This is a genomic window from Pseudomonas sp. HMSC057H01, from assembly GCF_001836405.1.
Taxonomy (GTDB): domain Bacteria; phylum Pseudomonadota; class Gammaproteobacteria; order Pseudomonadales; family Pseudomonadaceae; genus Pseudomonas; species Pseudomonas aeruginosa.
In genome coordinates this window covers 26,748-43,225 of the sequence record NZ_KV828526.1, presented here as the reverse complement: position 1 = coordinate 43,225, position 16,478 = coordinate 26,748, and the positions used below count along the sequence as shown (strand labels likewise).

The following is a 16,478-nucleotide window of genomic DNA, read 5'->3' as shown; positions in this document are numbered from 1 at the left end:
TGGGTGAAAATCATCCACAGGCAGCTCAAAGAACGTATTTCCCCAGCATCAACCCACCGACCACCATCACCGCCATCAGCACGAAAGCCATGCCCAGGCGCCGCTCGATCAGGGTCTTCAGGCGTGGGCCAGCCCAGAACAGCAAAGCGCAGGTAGCGGCGAAGCGCAGGCTGCGGGCGACAAGGCTGAGGCCGACGAACAGCCAGAGGTCGAGCTGGGTCACTCCGCTGGTAATGGTGATCACCTTGTACGGCAGCGGCGTGAAGCCGCCGCCCAGCAGCACCATCAGCCAGCCCAGTTCGTTGTAGCGTTCGGCGACCTGTTCGAAGTTCTCCAGCAAGCCGTAGAACGCCAGGATCGGCATGGCCACGCTCTCGAACAGCAGCAAGCCGATGAAATAGCCGGCGATGCCGCCCAGCACCGAGCTGATCGCGCAGATCGTCGCGTAGCGCCAGGCCTTGGCCCGGTTGGCCAGGACCATCGGCACCAGCAAGGCGTCCGGCGGAATCGGGAAGAATGAGCTTTCGGCGAAGGTCACCCCGCCCAGGGCCAGCTCCGCGCGGGGATGGCCGGCCAGGCGCAGGGTCCAGTCGTAGAGACGGCGCAACATGTCAGGCCGACTGCGGCAGCGGTGCGTCGGCGCCGCGCTCGTCACGGTCGAGTCCCAGGCGATGGACCATGCCGCAGGCGATCTCGCGCTCGCCCATGATCACCAGGTTGGCGCCGTTCTGCTCCAGGTAGTCCACCTCGGCGTCGAAATGCGCCCGGGCGACGATGTCCAGCGGCGGGTTCACCGCGCGGGCGTGGCTGGCGATCTGCCCGGCCTCGAAGCCGTTGGGAATGGCGATCAGCAACCAGCGCGCCTCGGCGATGTTGGCCAGTTCCAGCACGCCGGGACTGGCGGCGTTGCCGAGGACCACGCTGTAGCCCTGTTCGCGCAGTTCGTCGGCCTTGTCACGCTTGTCCACCACCACCACGAAGGGCGTCCCGGCGGCGCGCAGGCGAGCGCTGACCAACCCGCCAACCCGGCCATGACCGATCAGCACCGCATGCTCGCGCTCCAGGATCGGCGGCGGCAGGTCCTGCGCCGGCATCTCGCGAACCCCGCCAGCGGCCTCCGCCAGGCGCTGCTCCTTGCGTTGCTGCAGGCGATCGATGGCGATGAACAGCAGCGGATTGACCAGGATCGACAGGATCGCCCCGGCCAGCACCAGGTCGCGGCTCTGCTCCGGCACCAGTTCGAGGCCAATGCCCAGGCCGATGAGAATGAAGGAAAACTCGCCGATCTGCGCCAGGCTGGCGGCGATCACCAGTGCGGTGCTGTTCGGATGGCCGAAGGCGCGGACGATCAGGTAGGCGGCCACCGACTTGCCGAAGACGATGACCAGGAAGGTGGCCAGGACCGTCAGCGGCTCCTGCAACAGGATCATCGGATTGAACAGCATCCCCACCGAGACGAAGAACAGCACCGCGAAAGCGTCGCGCAGCGGCAACGAGTTCTCCGCCGCCTCGTGGCTGAGTTCGGACTCGTTGAGGATCATCCCGGCGAAGAAGGCGCCTAGCGCGAAGGACACCCCGAACAGCACCGCCGAGCCATAGGCGATGCCCAGGGCGATGGCCAGCACGGCCAGGGTGAAGAGTTCCCGCGAACCGCTGGCGGCGATCCTCTCCAGCACCCAGGGCACCACCCGGCGACCGCCGAAGATCATCAGGGCGACGAAGGCGGCGACCTTGCCCAGGGTAATCAGCAGCGGCCAGAGCAGACCGGCGTCGCCGCCGTCGGTCTTGCCGCCGAGGGTGCCGGCGAGCGCCGGCAGGAGTACCAGGGTCAGGACCATCGCCAGGTCCTCGACGATCAGCCAGCCGATGGCGATCCTGCCACGCTTGGTGTCCAGCAACTGGCGCTGCTCCAGGGCGCGCAACAGCACCACGGTACTGGCCACCGACAGGCTCAGGCCGAATACCAGGCCGCCGCCGAAGCTCCAGCCGAGCAGCTTGGCCAGGCCGATGCCAAGCAGCGTGGCGACGCCGATCTGCACCAGCGCCCCGGGAATGGCGATGGCCTTCACCGAGAGCAGGTCCTTGAGCGAGAAGTGCAGGCCGACGCCGAACATCAGCAGGATCACGCCGAGTTCGGCGATTTCCTGCGACAGCGCCTGGTCGGCGACATAACCGGGAGTGAACGGCCCGGCCAGAACACCTGCGAGCAAGTAGCCGACCAGCGGCGAAATGCGCAGGCGATTGGCCAGGGCCCCGAAGAGGAAGGCGAGGACGAACCCCGCGGCGAGTGTGGTGAGTAACGGCGTATGGTGCATCAGGACTCCCGGCAACACGGGGAACGCGTCCTCCGCGGCCTGGCCGGCGGACGACGACGTTCGAAATGGATCACGGACCCGCGCCCGTGACGGCAAGGCGGAAAGGTTTTCCGCCAACGGAGCCGGGCAGAGCGACCGGCCCATGGCATTCGAGCGACCCGACGGCGGCTATGGTTCCTGGCGAAACCCGGCGCGATACCGACAGGTTAACCCGTTGACGTTGCTGGAGTTTTAACAGGCACGCCGGTTTCTTATCAAGAAATGTCAGGAATTGACGCCAGCAGAGGCAAACTTCTGCGTTTTCTTATGAAAAGCTGCGAAAATTCGCGAAACGGCATCAGGTCCGAAGCGGGCTCGACCGGACACCGGCAGCCTTCTTCAACCGTCTTCGCGAATCGCCTGGTAGCGGGCCTCCAGCTCCGCGCGCAGCTGGCGGCGTTGCTGGGCCTGGGCGAAGCGGCGCTTCTGCTCGGCGGTTTCCAGCTCCAGCGGACGGACGGCCACCGGCTTGCGCTCGTCATCCAGGGCGACCATGGTGAAGAAACAGCTGTTGGTATGACGCACGGACTGCTCGCGGATGTTTTCGGTGATGACCTTGACGCCGATTTCCATGGAAGTCCGCCCGGTGTAGTTGACCGAAGCGAGGAAGGTCACCAGTTCGCCGACATGCACCGGCTCGCGGAAGATCACCTGATCCACCGACAGGGTCACCACGTAGCGACCGGCATAGCGACTGGCGCATGCATAGGCGACTTCGTCGAGATACTTCAGGAGGGTACCGCCATGGACATTGCCGGAGAAATTGGCCATGTCCGGGGTCATCAGCACGGTCATCGACAGTTGGTTGTTTCCGGGTTGCATAGCGCTTTTTCTCTCATCAGGACGGGCGGGGGACACCATAGACGCAAACGAAGACGGCAGCGGCCACAAATTTTCAATCGTCATGATCGAAATCGCGCCGGGTCGTGCAGACATCCGCGGGCTTTTCTAGACTGGCCCTTTTCCACCGGGAATCGCGCCAATGCCTGCCGCCATTCGCATCCTTCTCCTGGCCCTGGCCGTGCTTGCCGGCATCGGTGCCGCTGCCATCCAGGCCGAGGATACGCCCTGCGCCACAGCCGCGGAATGCAACACGCGCGGCACCCAGGCTTATCGACAGGGGAGTTATCCACAGGTGCTGGACGCCTTCGCCTGGCAATTGCGCCTGGCCGAGCGCCAGGAACAGGGCGGAGCCGACTCGGAACCGGCGCTGAACAATCTCGCGCTGACCAGCCTCAAGGCCGGGCAACCGGGACGCGCCCGCGCCTGGATGAACCTGGCGCTGGATCGCGGCTACAGCGGCAAGGCCACGCGCCACAACCTGGAACAGGTTGCCCTGAAAGTTGACTATCCGTCCCTCCAGGGCCTCGCCGGGCACTACCTGCGCTACGCCGGGCAGGCCGAATGGGAAAGCCTGCAGATCGAACCGGTGAAGGGCGGCTACCAGGCGAGCTTCGCCCTGATGCGCATCGGCAATCCGGAGAAACTGATGGAATATGGGCCCGCGGCGGTCGGCGAGTGGTCGGCTGGAGGGGCAAGGCGCCCTCTACCGACTGCGCAGCGAAGGCCTGGGCGCCGGCTGCAGCCTGCTGGTATGGCAGGAAGGCATCGACCTGCGAGTGGTGGAGAGCCTTGGCGGGGACTGCCAGGGTTACGGCGGCATGGGCATCGCCGCCGCCGGTAACTGGGTGAAGATATCCAGTCAGGCCAGGGACGACTGAAACTTTTCCACAGGCCGCTCCAGCGGAGCGACCCGTGGAAAATCCACTCAGCGGCCAGCGGACAGGCCGAAGTCCACCGCCAAGTCGGCGCCCGTGATCGCTTCGGCCTGAGGGCCGCAGAGATACCAGACCAGCTCGGCGACTTCTTCCGGGCGGATGAAGCGTGCCGCCTTGCCCTGTGGATAATCCTTCAGCAGCGCGCGCTTGTAGCCATCCGGATTGCCCATCCCATAGCGTTCGGCCTGGTAGTCGAGCATCGGCGTGGCGATATCCGCCGGCGACACGGCGTTGACCCGCACGCCCTGCTCGGCCAGTTCCAGCGCGAGGGTCTTGCTCAGCATGGTCAGCGCCGCCTTGCTCGCGCAATACGCCGCCGAACCCCGGTAGGCCTGGCGTCCGGAGTCGCTGGAGATGTTGACGATGCTGCCCTGGTTTTCCTTCAGGTAGGGTATCGCGGCCTGACACATGTAGAAGGAGGCCTTGAGGTTGACTCCCAGGACCAGGTCGAAATCCTCCTCGGTGAAGTTTTCCACAGGCCCCTCGCGCCAGACGCCCGCGGCATTCACCAGGGCGTCGAGACGTCCGGTACGGGCGAGAATCTTCGACATCAGGGTATGGCAGTTATCCGCGCTGCGCAGGTCGGCGACCCCGCTGGCGTCCAACGGCACCTGCGCGTTCAGCGCGTGCAGGCCCTCCTTATCCACATCCGTGGCGGCGATGCGCCAATGACTCTGGGCGAAACGCTTGGCGATTGCCCGGCCCAAGCCGCCGGCTGCACCAGTGATAAGAACGACGGGCGTGCTCATCTGCTTTTCCTTACTCCTGTGCCGCGTGGAAAACACCGACGGCCAATCGGCCGCCCGCTTCAATGACTGACCGGCAACGCCGGCAGCCGTTCATTCAGGCCTGGTTGAGATACCAGCGCCAGTCCTGCTCGCCGACCTCGCCCATGAAGGCACGGTATTCGGCCTGCTTGATCGCCAGGTAGATCTTCAGGAAATCCTCGCCGAGCGCCTCGCGCGCCCAGGCCGAGCCCTCCAGCGCGCGCAGCGCGGTCAGCCAGTCGCTCGGCAACGCCTGGGTGGCTTGAGCGTAGCCGTTGCCAGTGATCGGCGCACCGGGGTCGAGTCGCTCGCGAATACCCAGGCGCACCGCCGCGAGCAACGCCGCCGCCGCCAGGTAGGGATTGGCGTCGGCGCCGCAGATGCGGTGCTCGATGTGCCGGCTGGACGGCGGGCCGCCGGGAACCCGCAGCGACACGGTGCGGTTGTTGATTCCCCAGGTCGGCGCCAGCGGCGCGTAGCTGTTCGCCTGGAAGCGGCGGAACGAGTTGGCGTTCGGACAGAACAGCGCCAAAGACTCCAGCAGGCACGCCTTCATTCCACCGATGGCCTGGCGCAGCAGCGGGGTCCCGGCCGGGTCCTTGCTGGCGAACAGATTGTTGCCAGCGGCGTCGGCCAGGCTGACGTGCAGGTGCAGGCCGTTGCCGGATAGATCGGCGAACGGCTTGGCCATGAAGCAGGCCTGCAACCCATGGCGATTCGCCACACCCTTGACCAGGCGCTTGTAGCGCACGCCTTCGTCGATCGCCTGGAGCGCGTCGAAGCGGTGCTGCAGGGTAATCTCCACCTGCCCCGGCGCGTACTCCGAGATCGCCGTGCGCGCCGGCAGGCCCTGGGCCTCGCAGGCGGCATACAAGTCATCGAGGAATGGCTGCAACTGCTCCAGCTCGTAGACGCCATAGACCTGGGTCGCCCGCGGCCGCTGGCCATTCATCTGCAACGCCGGCAACGGCCGGCCGTCGCTGTCGCGTTCGCGGTCGAGCAGGTAGAACTCCAGTTCCACCGCCATCACCGGGTGGAAACCCTCCGCCTGCAGGCTGTGGATAACCCGCTGCAGCACATGCCGGGGATCGCCCGCCGCGGCCGGTAGCCCGAACTCGGGATGCATGCTGACCTGCACCTGTCCGGTCGGTGACTGCCGCCAGGGTTGCAGGGTCAGGCTGCCGGGCAGCGGGAAGGTCCAGCAATCGGCATCGCCGACGTCCCAGACCAGGCCGGTCTCCTCGACGTCATCGCCATTGATGGTCAGGCCGAGGATGGTGCTCGGCAGCGGCCGCCCGCTTTCGTAGACCGCCAGCAGCTCGTCGCGATGCAGCAGCTTGCCGCGCGGCACGCCGTTGGCGTCGATCAGGAACAGCTCGATGCTGCGCACCTCGGGGTGTGCGGCGAGGAACTCGCGGGCTTCCCGCGGATCGGCGAAATGCATCTCAGGCCTCCCGCGCGCCGGGTATGGCGAGCAGCTCGCCGAGCGCCTCGTCGAGGCTGGAGAGCAGGCGGTCGACGTCTTCTTCGCGAGTGTCCGGGCAACACAGGGTCATGTTGTGGAACGGCGTGATGAGGATGCCGCGGTTGATCAGATACAGGTGCAAGGCCATCTGCAGGCTGTCGTGGAACGCCGCCTCGGCGGCCGCGCCGTCGCGTGGGGATTGCGGGCAGAACTGGAACTCGCTGCGCGCACCGAGCTCGGTCACCGACCAGGCCAGGCCGTGCTTGTGGATAATCCTGCGGAAGCCCTCGGCCAGACGCGCCGCCAGGGGCAGCATGTGGGCGTAGGCGGCATCGGTCATCACCTCTTCCAGGTTGGCGCGCATACAGCGCATCGCCAGGGCGTTGGCCGACAGCGTGGTACCCATGCCGCTGTGGCCGTGGCCTTCGCTCTGCTCGCTGGCACGTGCCCTGGCCAGTTGCATGGCGCTGGCCATCGCCGCGCTGCAACCATACACCGAGCACGGTACGCCGCCGGCGATCGGCTTGCCGAGGGTGATGAAGTCCGGCTCGAGTTTCCAGGCGCGGGTACAGCCGCCAGGACCTGTGGAGATGGTGTGGGTCTCGTCGATGATCAGCAGCGTGCCGTGACGACGGGTCAGCTCGCGCAGCTTCTGGTGGAAGCCGGGTTGCGGCAGGACCATGCCGATGTTGGTCATCGCCGGCTCGCAGAGCACGGCGGCCACGTCTTCGCTGGCCAGCGCCTGCTCCAGGGCCTGGAGGTCGTTGAACGGCACCGCGCGGCTGAACTGGGTGAGGTCGTGGGCCTGGCCGAGCAGGCCGGAGCGATGCACGGTGCGGCCGTCGCGGCAGCGAACCAGGGTGTCGTCGACCGTGCCGTGGTAGCAACCGTCGAATACCAGCACCACCTTGCGACCGGTGATCGCACGCGCCCAGCGCAGGACGAAGCGGTTGGCGTCGGTAGCGGTGGTCGCTACCTGCCAGAACGGCAGGCCGAAGCGCTGCGCCAGCAGCTCGCCTGCGACGATGGCATCCTCCCCCGGAAGCATGGTGGTCAGGCCGTTCGCGCCCTGCTCGGCGAGTGCCCGGGCGATCGGCGCCGGAGAATGACCGAACATGCTGCCGGTGTCGCCCAGGCAGAAGTCCACGTAGACGTGGCCATCCACATCATGGAAACGCGCGCCGTGGGCACGCTCCACGAACAGCGGACAGGGTGTCGACCAATCGCTCATCCAGTGCATCGGCACGCCGTCGAACAACGCACGCCGGGCTCGCTCGGCGAGCGCGACGGACTGTGGATTTTGCGCAAGGAAACGTTGCTGCTCGCGGGCCATGAAGGTTTCCACGGCGGCTTCGGCGATGCCACTGGCGGTCATTTCGAACACCTCGTTTTTTATTTCGCACAACTTTCATTTGTGATCACAAAAAAGTCAATACAGTATTTGAAAGCACTGATAATCTGTTTTCCATGTCAATTTTGTGATCACAAAAATGAACGATTTTCCGAAGTGGACAGGCCAGGTCGCGCTCATCAGCGGCGCCGGCAGCGAACTCGGCATCGGTTTCGCCATTGCCCGGCGGCTGGCCCGCGAAGGCGTGCGCCTGCTGATCACCGCCAGCAGCGAGCGGATTAGGCAACGAGCGGAGGAACTGAGCGCATGTGGTCACGACGTGCGCGCCGCGAGCGCCGACCTGACCGACGAAGCCCAGGTGCAGGGTCTGCTGGACTGGGCCGAAGCCCAGTGGGGACGGGTCGACATCCTGGTGAACAATGCCGGCATGGCCCAGTTGGACAGCGCGGAGCCCTTCAGCGCAGTGGAAGCGACCTCGCTGCGGGATTGGCAACTGTCCCTGTCGCGCAACCTGACCAGTGCTTTCCTGCTCACCCGCGGCCTGCTGCCGGGCATGCGCGAGCGCGGCTACGGGCGGATCGTCAACGTCGCCTCCACCACCGGAACCCGCGGCAGCAACCCGGGCGAAGCCGCGTATAGCGCGGCCAAGGCCGGTCTGGTCGGCTGGAGCATGGGCCTGGCGCTGGAGGTGGCGAAGAGCGGCATCACGGTGAACAGCGTCGCGCCGGGCTGGATCGCCACCGCCTCGAGCACCGCCGAAGAACGCCAGGCCGCCCTGGCCAGCCCCAGCGGACGTGCCGGCCGGCCCGAAGAGGTGGCCGCCGCGGTTGCCTTCCTCGCCTCGCCCGAAGCCAGCTTCGTCAACGGCGAACTGCTGGTGGTGGACGGCGGCAACTGCCTGATCGAAAACAAACGGAGCTGAACATGCGCAACTGCAACCTGACGCTTTCCCAGCTTCCGGCGCCACCGGCGACCCGGAGCTGACCATGGCCGAGAATCTCCAGGAACGACTCTACCAACGACTGCGGGAAGACTTGCTGGCCGGACGTTTCCAGCCCGGCGAGCGACTGAAGATCCGCGACCTGGCGAACCAGTGGGGCACCAGCCCGATGCCGGTTCGCGCCGCCCTGCAACGGCTGGTGGCGGAAGGGGCGCTGGAGGGCGAGGCACAACGCTCGCTCAGGGTGCCGCTGATGACCCGCGAGCGTTTCCTGCAGATCCTCCAGGTGCGCCTGTCCCTCGAAGGGCTGGCGGCCGAAAGCGCCAGCGGCCGGCTGGACGAGCAGGCACTGGAAGGGCTCGAAGGATGTCTGCGGCGAATGGAGGACGCCTTGCGCCGACGCGAGGTACAGGCCTACCTGGAAGCCAACAGCGAATTCCACCTGACGCTCTACCGCGCCTGCGGCAACCCGGTGCTGCTGCGTCTCATCGAGACGCTCTGGCTACAGGTCGGGCCGTTCTTCAACCGGCTGTTCACCGAGGCCGACCTGTCCCTACGCCTGAACGATTTCCACGAGGACGCCCTGGAGGCACTGCGCCGCGGCGACGGCCCGGCCGCGCGCGCGGCGATCGAACAGGACCTGGCCTATTTCGGCCAGTACCTGCTGAACCTCCTGGAGCTGGAGGCCCGGCCACGAAAGCGACACCGCTCCGGCGAGCACGCCTGACGGGAGATAAGCGCCGCTACTGCGGGCGAATGGTGCGCACATTGTCCTTCTTGATCAGGATGGTGTCGCCATTCAGCTGTTCGAACTCGTAGTAGTCATTGTATTTGTCGTAATCCGACTGATCCTTGACCAGGACCTCACTGCCATCTTGCAAAGTGACCACCGCCTGGTTGGCGCAACCCGCCAGGCTGGTCAGCAGCAATGCAGCGAACAGAGCTTTGAACTTCATAGAATCTCCACACGGGGCAGCGCACTTGCCTACATCCGGAGCGACAAGTGCGGAATTGCCCTTGTGACCGTGGCAATCGAGGGAAATTCCTTAGCGCAGCGGCGCTTTGTCGGAGACGAAGCACCGACGGCGGCGCGCAGGGCCTCCAGGCAGCCTCGCGCGACGTCGGGAAGTCAGCCGCAAAGGCACGTTGCAGAGCCTTTGCAGCGGTTCAGGTTCAGCTCTCCAGCCAGACGTCGCGAGCCCAGACCCACACCGAATCCCAGCTTTCATCGGTGAGGTCGCCATCGGCCCAGAGCACCACCTCGCCGTCCTCCGCCACGCAGTAGTAGCTGCCGTCGTCCTCGCAAAGCGGGATCAGCTCGCGCGGAACGCCCAGGTCCCAGGCAGTGGCCGCCACTTCGGGCAGGTAGGTGTGCGAGTGCGGATCGGTCACGGTCACCGGCTCCAGGCGGCCGTAGACCACATCGCTGACCAGCAGGAGGAATTCGCGGAATTCGGCGGGAATGCCGATCAGCAGCTCCTCCTCGATTTCCACCAGCAGTTCTTCTTCCGGCAGTTCCAGGGGCACCGGAACCGGTTCGTTGAGTTCACGCAGTTTTTCGATGACGTCTTCCACGACAGGCTCTCTCGCAACGGGTGGCGCGCTTTTTATACAGTAGCCGCACCGAGCGCAAGACAAGTGTCGTGGCTGGCCTTCGGCCATGGCGCCGGACGAATGGTCGGTCAACCCGCCAACGGAAATGAAAAACCCCCGCTCCCTGGCGGGAGCGGGAGTTTCGGCGGCCCCCGAAGGGACCGCAACCACTCGGGATCAGTTCTGCCGGATACCGGCCACCAGCCATGGCTGGTTCTCGCCCTGGGCGCGCTCCATCCGCCAGCTTTCGCTGAAGGCTTCGCCCTGGTCGAAGCGCGAGGTCTTCGACACACCGCTGAAGGTCAGGGTGGCGATGGTCTTGTCGGCCTGGTCGTCGACGCCGTCCAGTTGCACGACCAGATTGTCGATGTAGGTGGACTGGTAGGCGTCGCCGATCTCGGCGCGCTCCTGCTTCAGCCATTGCAACATCTGCGGGGTGACGAACTCGGCGATCTTGTCCATCTCGTTGGCATCCCAATGCTGCTGCAGGGACATGAAGTGTTCGCGAGCGGCACCGACGAAGCGCTCCTCGTTGAACCAGCTCGGCGCGTTGATCACCGGGCTCGGCGCAACGGCGGCAGCGGCGGTGGCGCCACCGAAGATCGGCGCCTGGGCCGGCATTTCGCGCTGCATCGGCGCGTGCCCGGCCATCGCCGGCTGCCCCTGGTTCTGCTGGCGTCGGCGAGCGGCGATGAAGCGGAAGGCAATGAAGGCCACCAGGGCGATCAACAGGATATCGAGCATCTGGATGCCTTCGAAGCCGTCGCCCATGAACATGGAGGCGAGCAGGCCGCCGGCGGCGATACCGGCCAGCGGGCCGAGCCAGCGCGAAGCACCGCTGGCGGCAGCGGCGGGACGGGCGGCGTTGGGGGCGGCAGCAGTGGCGTTCGGCGCAGTGGCCGGCTGCGCCTGGCGGGTCTGGTGGCTGGGTGCCGAGCCGAGGCTCTTGCCGCCGCCGAAGCGCTTGGCATTGGCATCCAGGCTGACGGTCAGCGCCAGGCAGAAGGCGAGGGCGATGCTGAGAACACGCTGCATTGTAGTCTTTCTCTCTTGGGGGAATCGACGCGCGTCATGTTGCGGCGGTACGGGCGGCAGGACCAGCCGGATTTTGTTTCGGGCTATTGCTCCGCGGCCGCCGTTTTTTCGCCCGCCGCGTCTGGCTCGCGGGTCGGCGCCAGGGTACACCGTCGTTGACGAGGATGACAGGCGCTATCCCGGATCGGCAGACGAACGCCCGCCCGGCGGCTGGAAAGGCGCAGCGCAAAGCCTTGCAGAAAGGTCTGTTACAGTTTTTTTCAGTACCCCGATCAAGCACTTGCCAGTGCTAGTCTGCGGCTCTGCGAGGCTTCCCGGTCGCGCGTTTGCCGACCCATTCCCACTCGAGCGAGGACCGCCGCCATGCATGCCGTCGATTTCATCCAGGACCTCGCCGTGATCATGCTGGTGGCCGGCGTGGTCACCATTCTCTTCCACCGCCTGCGCCAACCGGTGGTCCTCGGCTACATCGTCGCCGGCTTCATCATCGGCCCGCACACCCCGCCCTTCGGGCTGATCCACGACGAAGACACGATCAAGACCCTGGCCGAACTCGGGGTGATCTTCCTGATGTTCTGCCTCGGCCTGGAATTCAGCCTGCGCAAGCTCTTCCAGGTCGGCGCCACGGCGTTCATCGCGGCGTTCCTGGAAATCGTCCTGATGATCTGGATCGGCTTCGAGATCGGTCGCTTCTTCGAGTGGAGCACCATGGACTCGCTGTTCCTCGGCGCGATCCTGGCGATCTCCTCCACCACCATCATCGTCAAGGCGCTCGGCGACCTGAAGATGAAGAACGAGCGCTTCGCCCAACTGATCTTCGGCGTGCTGATCGTCGAGGACATCCTCGGCATCGGCATCATCGCCCTGCTGTCGGGAATCGCCGTGAGCGGTTCGGTGGAAACCGGCGAGGTGTTCTCCACGGTCGGCAAGCTCAGCCTGTTCATGATCGTCGCGCTGGTCGTCGGCATCCTCCTGGTGCCGCGCCTGCTGGCCTACGTGGCGAAGTTCGAGAGCAACGAGATGCTGCTGGTCACCGTGCTCGGCCTGTGCTTCGGCTTCTGCCTGCTGGTGGTGAAGCTGGAGTACAGCATGGTGCTCGGCGCCTTCCTGATCGGCGCGATCATGGCCGAGTCGCGCCAGTTGGTGCAGATCGAACGGCTGATCGAGCCGGTCCGTGACATGTTCAGTGCGATCTTCTTCGTCGCCATCGGCCTGCTGATCGATCCGAAGATCCTCGTCGAGTACGCCTGGCCGATCGCCCTGATCACCGTCGCGGTGGTGCTCGGCAAGATGTTTTCCTGCGGCATGGGCGCGTTCATCGCCGGCAACGATGGACGCACCTCGCTGCGGGTCGGCATGGGCCTGTCGCAGATCGGCGAGTTCTCCTTCATCATCGCCGCCCTGGGCATGACCCTGAAAGTCACCAGTGACTTCCTCTACCCGGTGGCGGTAGCGGTCTCGGCCATCACCACCCTGCTCACCCCGTACCTGATCCGCGCCGCCGATCCGCTCTCGCAGCACCTGGCCAACGCCATGCCGCAGCGCATGGCGAGGATCTTCGGCCACTACGGCGACTGGCTGCGCAGCATCCAGCCGCAGGGCGACCGTGCGGTGCTGGCGGCGATGATCCGGCGCATCCTGCTGCAAGTCGGGGTGAACCTGGCGCTGGTGATCGCGATCTTCCTCGCCGGCGGTTATTTCGCCGATACGCTTTCCGCCTGGATGAGCCAGTGGGTCGCCTACGATGGACTGCACAAGGCATTGATCTGGGGCGGCGCGCTGCTGGTCTCGCTGGCCTTCCTGATCGCCGCGTACCGCAAGCTCAAGGCTCTGTCGATGCTGCTGGCCGAACTCGGGGTCAAGCCGGAGAAAGCCGGACGCCATACGGCGCGGGTACGTCGGGTGATCTCCGAGATCATCCCGCTGCTGTCGCTGGCCGGCATGATGGTGCTGCTGGCTGCGCTCAGCTCGAGCATCCTGCCGCCGGGCGAGTTGCTGATCGTGGTGGCGCTGGTCGCCGGCCTGGTGATCGCAGTGCTCTGGCGCTGGCTGATCCGCGTGCATTCGCGGATGCAGATCGCCCTGATGGAAACCCTCGACCAGGAAAAGGGCAGCCACTGAGAGCCAAGCGATCCCGGCCTGCCGTCGAATCGGCGGATAACCACGCTGCGGTTATTCGCCCTCGCCTGCACCTGATGTCGCTATCGGACCCTTTGCCCTGAAGGATCGGCGGATTTCCGCTTATCCACTCTCCCGGTCGGCGGACTCCCGCTCGGCCAAGGCCACCCCGCTCCTCTTCCAACCCAGTCCCCACGCGGCTTTCCCGCGTTGGCACGGCACCTGCTATCGAGCCATCCAATACGTCGCCCTCGCGATGTGCCGGTGTGCTGCGCCCTGATCAGCACATCCAAGACAACAACGAAAAGAGGAAACACGATGGAAAGCGCCAACGCCATTTCCGCGTCTGCCCAGCCCCGCACCACTTCGCAACGCATCAAGTCGATCTTCAGCGGTTCCGTCGGCAACCTGGTCGAGTGGTACGACTGGTACGTCTACGCCGCCTTCTCGCTGTACTTCGCCAAGGCATTCTTCCCCCAGGGCGACATGACCGCCCAACTGCTGAACACCGCAGCTATCTTCGCCGTGGGCTTCCTGATGCGCCCGATCGGTGGCTGGCTGATGGGTATCTATGCCGACCGTAAGGGCCGCAAGGCGGCGTTGCTGGCCTCGGTGCTGCTGATGTGCTTTGGCTCGCTGATCATCGCCCTGACCCCCAGCTATGAAACCATCGGCGTCGCCGCGCCGATCCTGCTGGTGGTCGCGCGCCTGCTCCAGGGCCTGTCGGTCGGCGGCGAATACGGCACCTCCGCCACCTACCTGAGCGAGATGGCGAACAAGGAACAGCGCGGGTTCTTCTCCAGCTTCCAGTACGTGACCCTGATTTCCGGCCAGCTCATCGCCCTGGCGGTGCTGATCGTCCTGCAACAGACCCTGACCGTAGAACAACTGGAAAGCTGGGGCTGGCGCGTCCCCTTCTTCATCGGCGCGCTGTGCGCAGTGGTGGCGATGTTCCTGCGTCGCGGCATGGAAGAGACCGAGTCCTTCTCGAAGAAGAAGGAAGAGCCGAAGGAAAGCCTGCTGCGCACCCTGCTGCGCCACCCGAAGGAAGTGCTGACCGTGGTCGGCCTGACCATGGGCGGCACCCTGGCCTTCTACACCTACACCACCTACATGCAGAAGTACCTGGTGAACACGGTAGGCATGAGCAAGACCGATTCGACCATGATCTCGGCTGCCACCCTGTTCCTCTTCATGCTGCTGCAGCCCATCGTCGGCGCCCTCTCCGACAAGATCGGCCGGCGGCCGATCCTGATCGCCTTCGGCGTACTCGGCACCGTCTTCACCTACCCGATCCTCAGCACCCTGCACAGCGTCGACAGCTGGTGGGGCGCGTTCTTCCTGATCATGGCGGCGCTGGTGATCGTCAGCGGCTACACCTCGATCAACGCGGTAGTGAAGGCCGAACTGTTCCCCACCGAGATCCGCGCCCTGGGCGTCGGCCTGCCGTATGCCCTGACCGTGTCGATCTTCGGCGGCACCGCCGAATACGTTGCCTTGTGGTTCAAGAGCGTCGGCCTGGAGAGCGGCTTCTACTGGTACGTCACCGCCTGCATCGCCTGCTCGCTGCTGGTCTATGTGTTCATGAAGGACACCCAGAAGCACTCGAAGATCACGACCGATTGATTGAGCCTCGTGCTCATGGCCCCGACACACTCCGGGCCTTTTTATCCACAGGACGGCGACCTTCGGGTCGCCGTCCTGCTTTTTGGCGCGGCAACCGATTTCCCCACACCCGCCGGCTGTTGGTCCACGGCACGGCATCCCGACCGGAACCCTGGGGCGCGCAACGCCGGCGGAGTAATCCGCCGGTGCCCCTGCGTTCCACGGCGGATAACCGCAAGCGGTTATTCACCCTGCGGCTCGTCATTCCGGCGGGGCTGGAACCTTGGCGCGTAAACGCCGATCTCCTCGCGTTCCCACGGCGGAACAGCGCAAGGGGCCTGCCGTCCCCAGGCAGCGAGGCCCCGTCTGCGAGACCTACCGGGAATAAAAAATTGCTGGCGTCAAGCATTTTGTTGAAATCACGCGAAGCTTGAAACCATATACGGGGCAATAGGTTAGCTCTGTTTCATGCCGTTCGCAGAGGATGCGGCATTGTGGGCTGGGAGCCACATAAGAGCCTGGAGAAAGAGAGTCGAGTCGCGTTGCAGCGATGGAGATTGCCAATGGCTGGCAGGCTTGTTCAGTCATCTTAGCCGATTCCCTCGCAGCCTATCCAGAACGAAGAACGCGCAGCGTTGGGCTGCGCGTTCGAGGGATGGTCAGTCTGGTTCCAGTGCATCTTCAGCTTGGCTTCGGTGGCACGGCCTTGCTGCCGTTTCCTTTCCTGAATCCCCGATCCCCCGCCATGAACGCCTCCAGCATGTGCGGGATCAGCGTCGAGGCATCGACCGCCTCGCCATACGCCTGCGCATGCAGCGCGGCGTAGCGGTCGAGATCGGCTTTCAAGCTGGCCGGGCAAGCGAAGGTCAGCTTGACGCTTTCGGTCTTGGGTAGCGGCCCCAGCCGCAGTTTCTTGGTCGTGCTCATCGAGAAGTCCCCTTGTTGAAGAACAGCGGCTGATAAGGCCGTAGCACCAGATCGCGGTTGACGATGATGCGCACCGGCAAGCCGGGGCGGCTGGTCAGCGTGGGTTGGATGTTGAGATTGCGCCGGGTCACTTCCTGGCCGACCTGGTTCACGGTGTCCTGCAGGCTGTCGCGCCCGGCGATGATGACGCGATCGCCGTCCTGGCGGTTCTCAGGTGCAGCCAGTTCGGCACCGACACCCAGCAGCGTGGTCAGCACGGCACCTGCAAAGATCCGATCCCAATGCCAGTCCACGTTGTCCTCCAGACCGGCATAGCCTGCCGGGTCGGTGCCGATCAGGTTGTCGAGCGTGAGTGATGACGTGTCGGGCAGGATGATGCGATTCCACACCACCTGCACGCGGCTCTGGCCGTAGCTGACCTGGCTGTTGTACTTGCCCAGTATGCGAGATCCCTGCGGGATCAGCAGGAACTTGCCAGTGGCCGTGTCGTAGATCGGTTCCGTCACCGTGGCGATCACGTCGCCCGGCAAGTCGGACTTGATGCC

15 protein-coding genes and 1 pseudogene are annotated in these 16,478 nt (G+C 65.1%); 5 read left to right on the top strand and 11 right to left on the bottom strand.

The genetic code is table 11. The features are described 5' to 3' along the window. Window positions 1-25 precede the first annotated feature (25 nt). The 3 genes from HMPREF2581_RS30725 to HMPREF2581_RS30715 all read right to left on the bottom strand — a co-directional run bounded on the left by HMPREF2581_RS30725 (window position 26) and on the right by HMPREF2581_RS30715 (window position 3,176). Entirely contained in the window at window positions 26-610 is a 585-nt protein-coding gene (locus HMPREF2581_RS30725) for a YqaA family protein (RefSeq protein ID WP_003097034.1), read from the bottom strand. A gap of 1 nt (window position 611) precedes the next feature. Continuing rightward, window positions 612-2,315 carry a YbaL family putative K(+) efflux transporter gene (gene ybaL, locus HMPREF2581_RS30720; RefSeq protein ID WP_003099695.1) on the bottom strand — a complete coding sequence of 568 codons (1,704 nt, stop codon included), beginning with the start codon at window positions 2,313-2,315 and terminating at the stop codon, window positions 612-614. Between the two features lie 378 nt (window positions 2,316-2,693). Further along, window positions 2,694-3,176, bottom strand: coding sequence for an acyl-CoA thioesterase (locus tag HMPREF2581_RS30715; protein ID WP_003097040.1), 483 nt, complete (start codon window positions 3,174-3,176; stop codon window positions 2,694-2,696). Between the two features lie 160 nt (window positions 3,177-3,336). On the opposite strand from HMPREF2581_RS30715, the pseudogene HMPREF2581_RS30710 reads away from it, so the two are divergent. Next, window positions 3,337-4,075, top strand: a pseudogene (locus tag HMPREF2581_RS30710) (hypothetical protein). A gap of 47 nt (window positions 4,076-4,122) precedes the next feature. Here HMPREF2581_RS30710 and HMPREF2581_RS30705 read toward each other — a convergent pair. The 3 genes from HMPREF2581_RS30705 to HMPREF2581_RS30695 form a co-directional block, all read right to left on the bottom strand. Next, window positions 4,123-4,881, bottom strand: a complete 759-nt coding sequence (locus tag HMPREF2581_RS30705; RefSeq protein ID WP_003097046.1) for an SDR family NAD(P)-dependent oxidoreductase — start codon at window positions 4,879-4,881, stop codon at window positions 4,123-4,125. A gap of 94 nt (window positions 4,882-4,975) precedes the next feature. Beyond that, window positions 4,976-6,343, bottom strand: a complete 1,368-nt coding sequence (locus tag HMPREF2581_RS30700; protein WP_003142150.1) for a glutamine synthetase family protein — start codon at window positions 6,341-6,343, stop codon at window positions 4,976-4,978. 1 nt (window position 6,344) lies between these two features. Then, window positions 6,345-7,739, bottom strand: a complete 1,395-nt coding sequence (locus HMPREF2581_RS30695) for an aspartate aminotransferase family protein (protein WP_016254354.1) — start codon at window positions 7,737-7,739, stop codon at window positions 6,345-6,347. Between the two features lie 115 nt (window positions 7,740-7,854). Here HMPREF2581_RS30695 and HMPREF2581_RS30690 point away from each other — a divergent pair, with 115 nt between their 5' ends. Together HMPREF2581_RS30690 and HMPREF2581_RS30685 are read left to right on the top strand one after the other, a co-directional pair. Then, on the top strand, window positions 7,855-8,637 hold the full coding sequence (locus HMPREF2581_RS30690; protein WP_003126007.1) for an SDR family NAD(P)-dependent oxidoreductase: 783 nt from the start codon (window positions 7,855-7,857) through the stop codon (window positions 8,635-8,637). A 64-nt stretch (window positions 8,638-8,701) separates the two neighbouring features. Further along, entirely contained in the window at window positions 8,702-9,382 is a 681-nt protein-coding gene (locus HMPREF2581_RS30685; protein WP_015503896.1) for a GntR family transcriptional regulator, read from the top strand. Window positions 9,383-9,398: 16 nt separating this feature from the next. Here the strand turns inward: HMPREF2581_RS30685 and HMPREF2581_RS30680 are convergent, their stop codons facing one another. From HMPREF2581_RS30680 to HMPREF2581_RS30670, 3 genes are all read right to left on the bottom strand, one after another. Beyond that, window positions 9,399-9,611 (bottom strand): YgdI/YgdR family lipoprotein, encoded by a 213-nt coding sequence (locus HMPREF2581_RS30680; protein ID WP_003097061.1) that lies wholly within the window; start codon window positions 9,609-9,611, stop codon window positions 9,399-9,401. A 217-nt stretch (window positions 9,612-9,828) separates the two neighbouring features. After that, complete coding sequence (locus HMPREF2581_RS30675) at window positions 9,829-10,230, bottom strand: SMI1/KNR4 family protein (protein ID WP_003099687.1); 402 nt, start codon at window positions 10,228-10,230, stop codon at window positions 9,829-9,831. A gap of 195 nt (window positions 10,231-10,425) precedes the next feature. Beyond that, on the bottom strand, window positions 10,426-11,283 hold the full coding sequence (locus HMPREF2581_RS30670) for a Tim44 domain-containing protein (protein WP_003109134.1): 858 nt from the start codon (window positions 11,281-11,283) through the stop codon (window positions 10,426-10,428). Between the two features lie 363 nt (window positions 11,284-11,646). Here HMPREF2581_RS30670 and HMPREF2581_RS30665 point away from each other — a divergent pair, with 363 nt between their 5' ends. Both HMPREF2581_RS30665 and HMPREF2581_RS30660 read left to right on the top strand, forming a co-directional pair. Then, window positions 11,647-13,404 carry a cation:proton antiporter gene (locus tag HMPREF2581_RS30665; protein ID WP_003142154.1) on the top strand — a complete coding sequence of 586 codons (1,758 nt, stop codon included), beginning with the start codon at window positions 11,647-11,649 and terminating at the stop codon, window positions 13,402-13,404. A 315-nt stretch (window positions 13,405-13,719) separates the two neighbouring features. Next, the gene (locus HMPREF2581_RS30660; protein WP_003097074.1) at window positions 13,720-15,027 is read left to right on the top strand and encodes an MFS transporter; all 1,308 of its coding nucleotides are present in this window, start codon (window positions 13,720-13,722) and stop codon (window positions 15,025-15,027) included. A 660-nt stretch (window positions 15,028-15,687) separates the two neighbouring features. Here the strand turns inward: HMPREF2581_RS30660 and HMPREF2581_RS30655 are convergent. Then, entirely contained in the window at window positions 15,688-15,933 is a 246-nt protein-coding gene (locus HMPREF2581_RS30655; protein ID WP_009398072.1) for a DUF2274 domain-containing protein, read from the bottom strand. Next, window positions 15,930-16,478: TraB/TrbI/VirB10 family type IV secretion system protein (locus HMPREF2581_RS30650; RefSeq protein WP_139181938.1), on the bottom strand; the 549-nt coding region annotated here is incomplete at its 5' end. The genes HMPREF2581_RS30650 and HMPREF2581_RS30655, both read right to left, overlap by 4 nt.

Coding starts and splice junctions, on each gene's coding strand:
- HMPREF2581_RS30725 (WP_003097034.1), bottom strand. CDS start 610: ATGTTGCGCCGTCTCTACGACTGGACCCTGCGCCTGGCCGGCCATCCC.
- ybaL (WP_003099695.1), bottom strand. CDS start 2,315: ATGCACCATACGCCGTTACTCACCACACTCGCCGCGGGGTTCGTCCTC.
- HMPREF2581_RS30715 (WP_003097040.1), bottom strand. CDS start 3,176: ATGCAACCCGGAAACAACCAACTGTCGATGACCGTGCTGATGACCCCG.
- HMPREF2581_RS30705 (WP_003097046.1), bottom strand. CDS start 4,881: ATGAGCACGCCCGTCGTTCTTATCACTGGTGCAGCCGGCGGCTTGGGC.
- HMPREF2581_RS30700 (WP_003142150.1), bottom strand. CDS start 6,343: ATGCATTTCGCCGATCCGCGGGAAGCCCGCGAGTTCCTCGCCGCACAC.
- HMPREF2581_RS30695 (WP_016254354.1), bottom strand. CDS start 7,739: ATGACCGCCAGTGGCATCGCCGAAGCCGCCGTGGAAACCTTCATGGCC.
- HMPREF2581_RS30690 (WP_003126007.1), top strand. CDS start 7,855: ATGAACGATTTTCCGAAGTGGACAGGCCAGGTCGCGCTCATCAGCGGC.
- HMPREF2581_RS30685 (WP_015503896.1), top strand. CDS start 8,702: ATGGCCGAGAATCTCCAGGAACGACTCTACCAACGACTGCGGGAAGAC.
- HMPREF2581_RS30680 (WP_003097061.1), bottom strand. CDS start 9,611: ATGAAGTTCAAAGCTCTGTTCGCTGCATTGCTGCTGACCAGCCTGGCG.
- HMPREF2581_RS30670 (WP_003109134.1), bottom strand. CDS start 11,283: ATGCAGCGTGTTCTCAGCATCGCCCTCGCCTTCTGCCTGGCGCTGACC.
- HMPREF2581_RS30665 (WP_003142154.1), top strand. CDS start 11,647: ATGCATGCCGTCGATTTCATCCAGGACCTCGCCGTGATCATGCTGGTG.
- HMPREF2581_RS30660 (WP_003097074.1), top strand. CDS start 13,720: ATGGAAAGCGCCAACGCCATTTCCGCGTCTGCCCAGCCCCGCACCACT.
- HMPREF2581_RS30655 (WP_009398072.1), bottom strand. CDS start 15,933: ATGAGCACGACCAAGAAACTGCGGCTGGGGCCGCTACCCAAGACCGAA.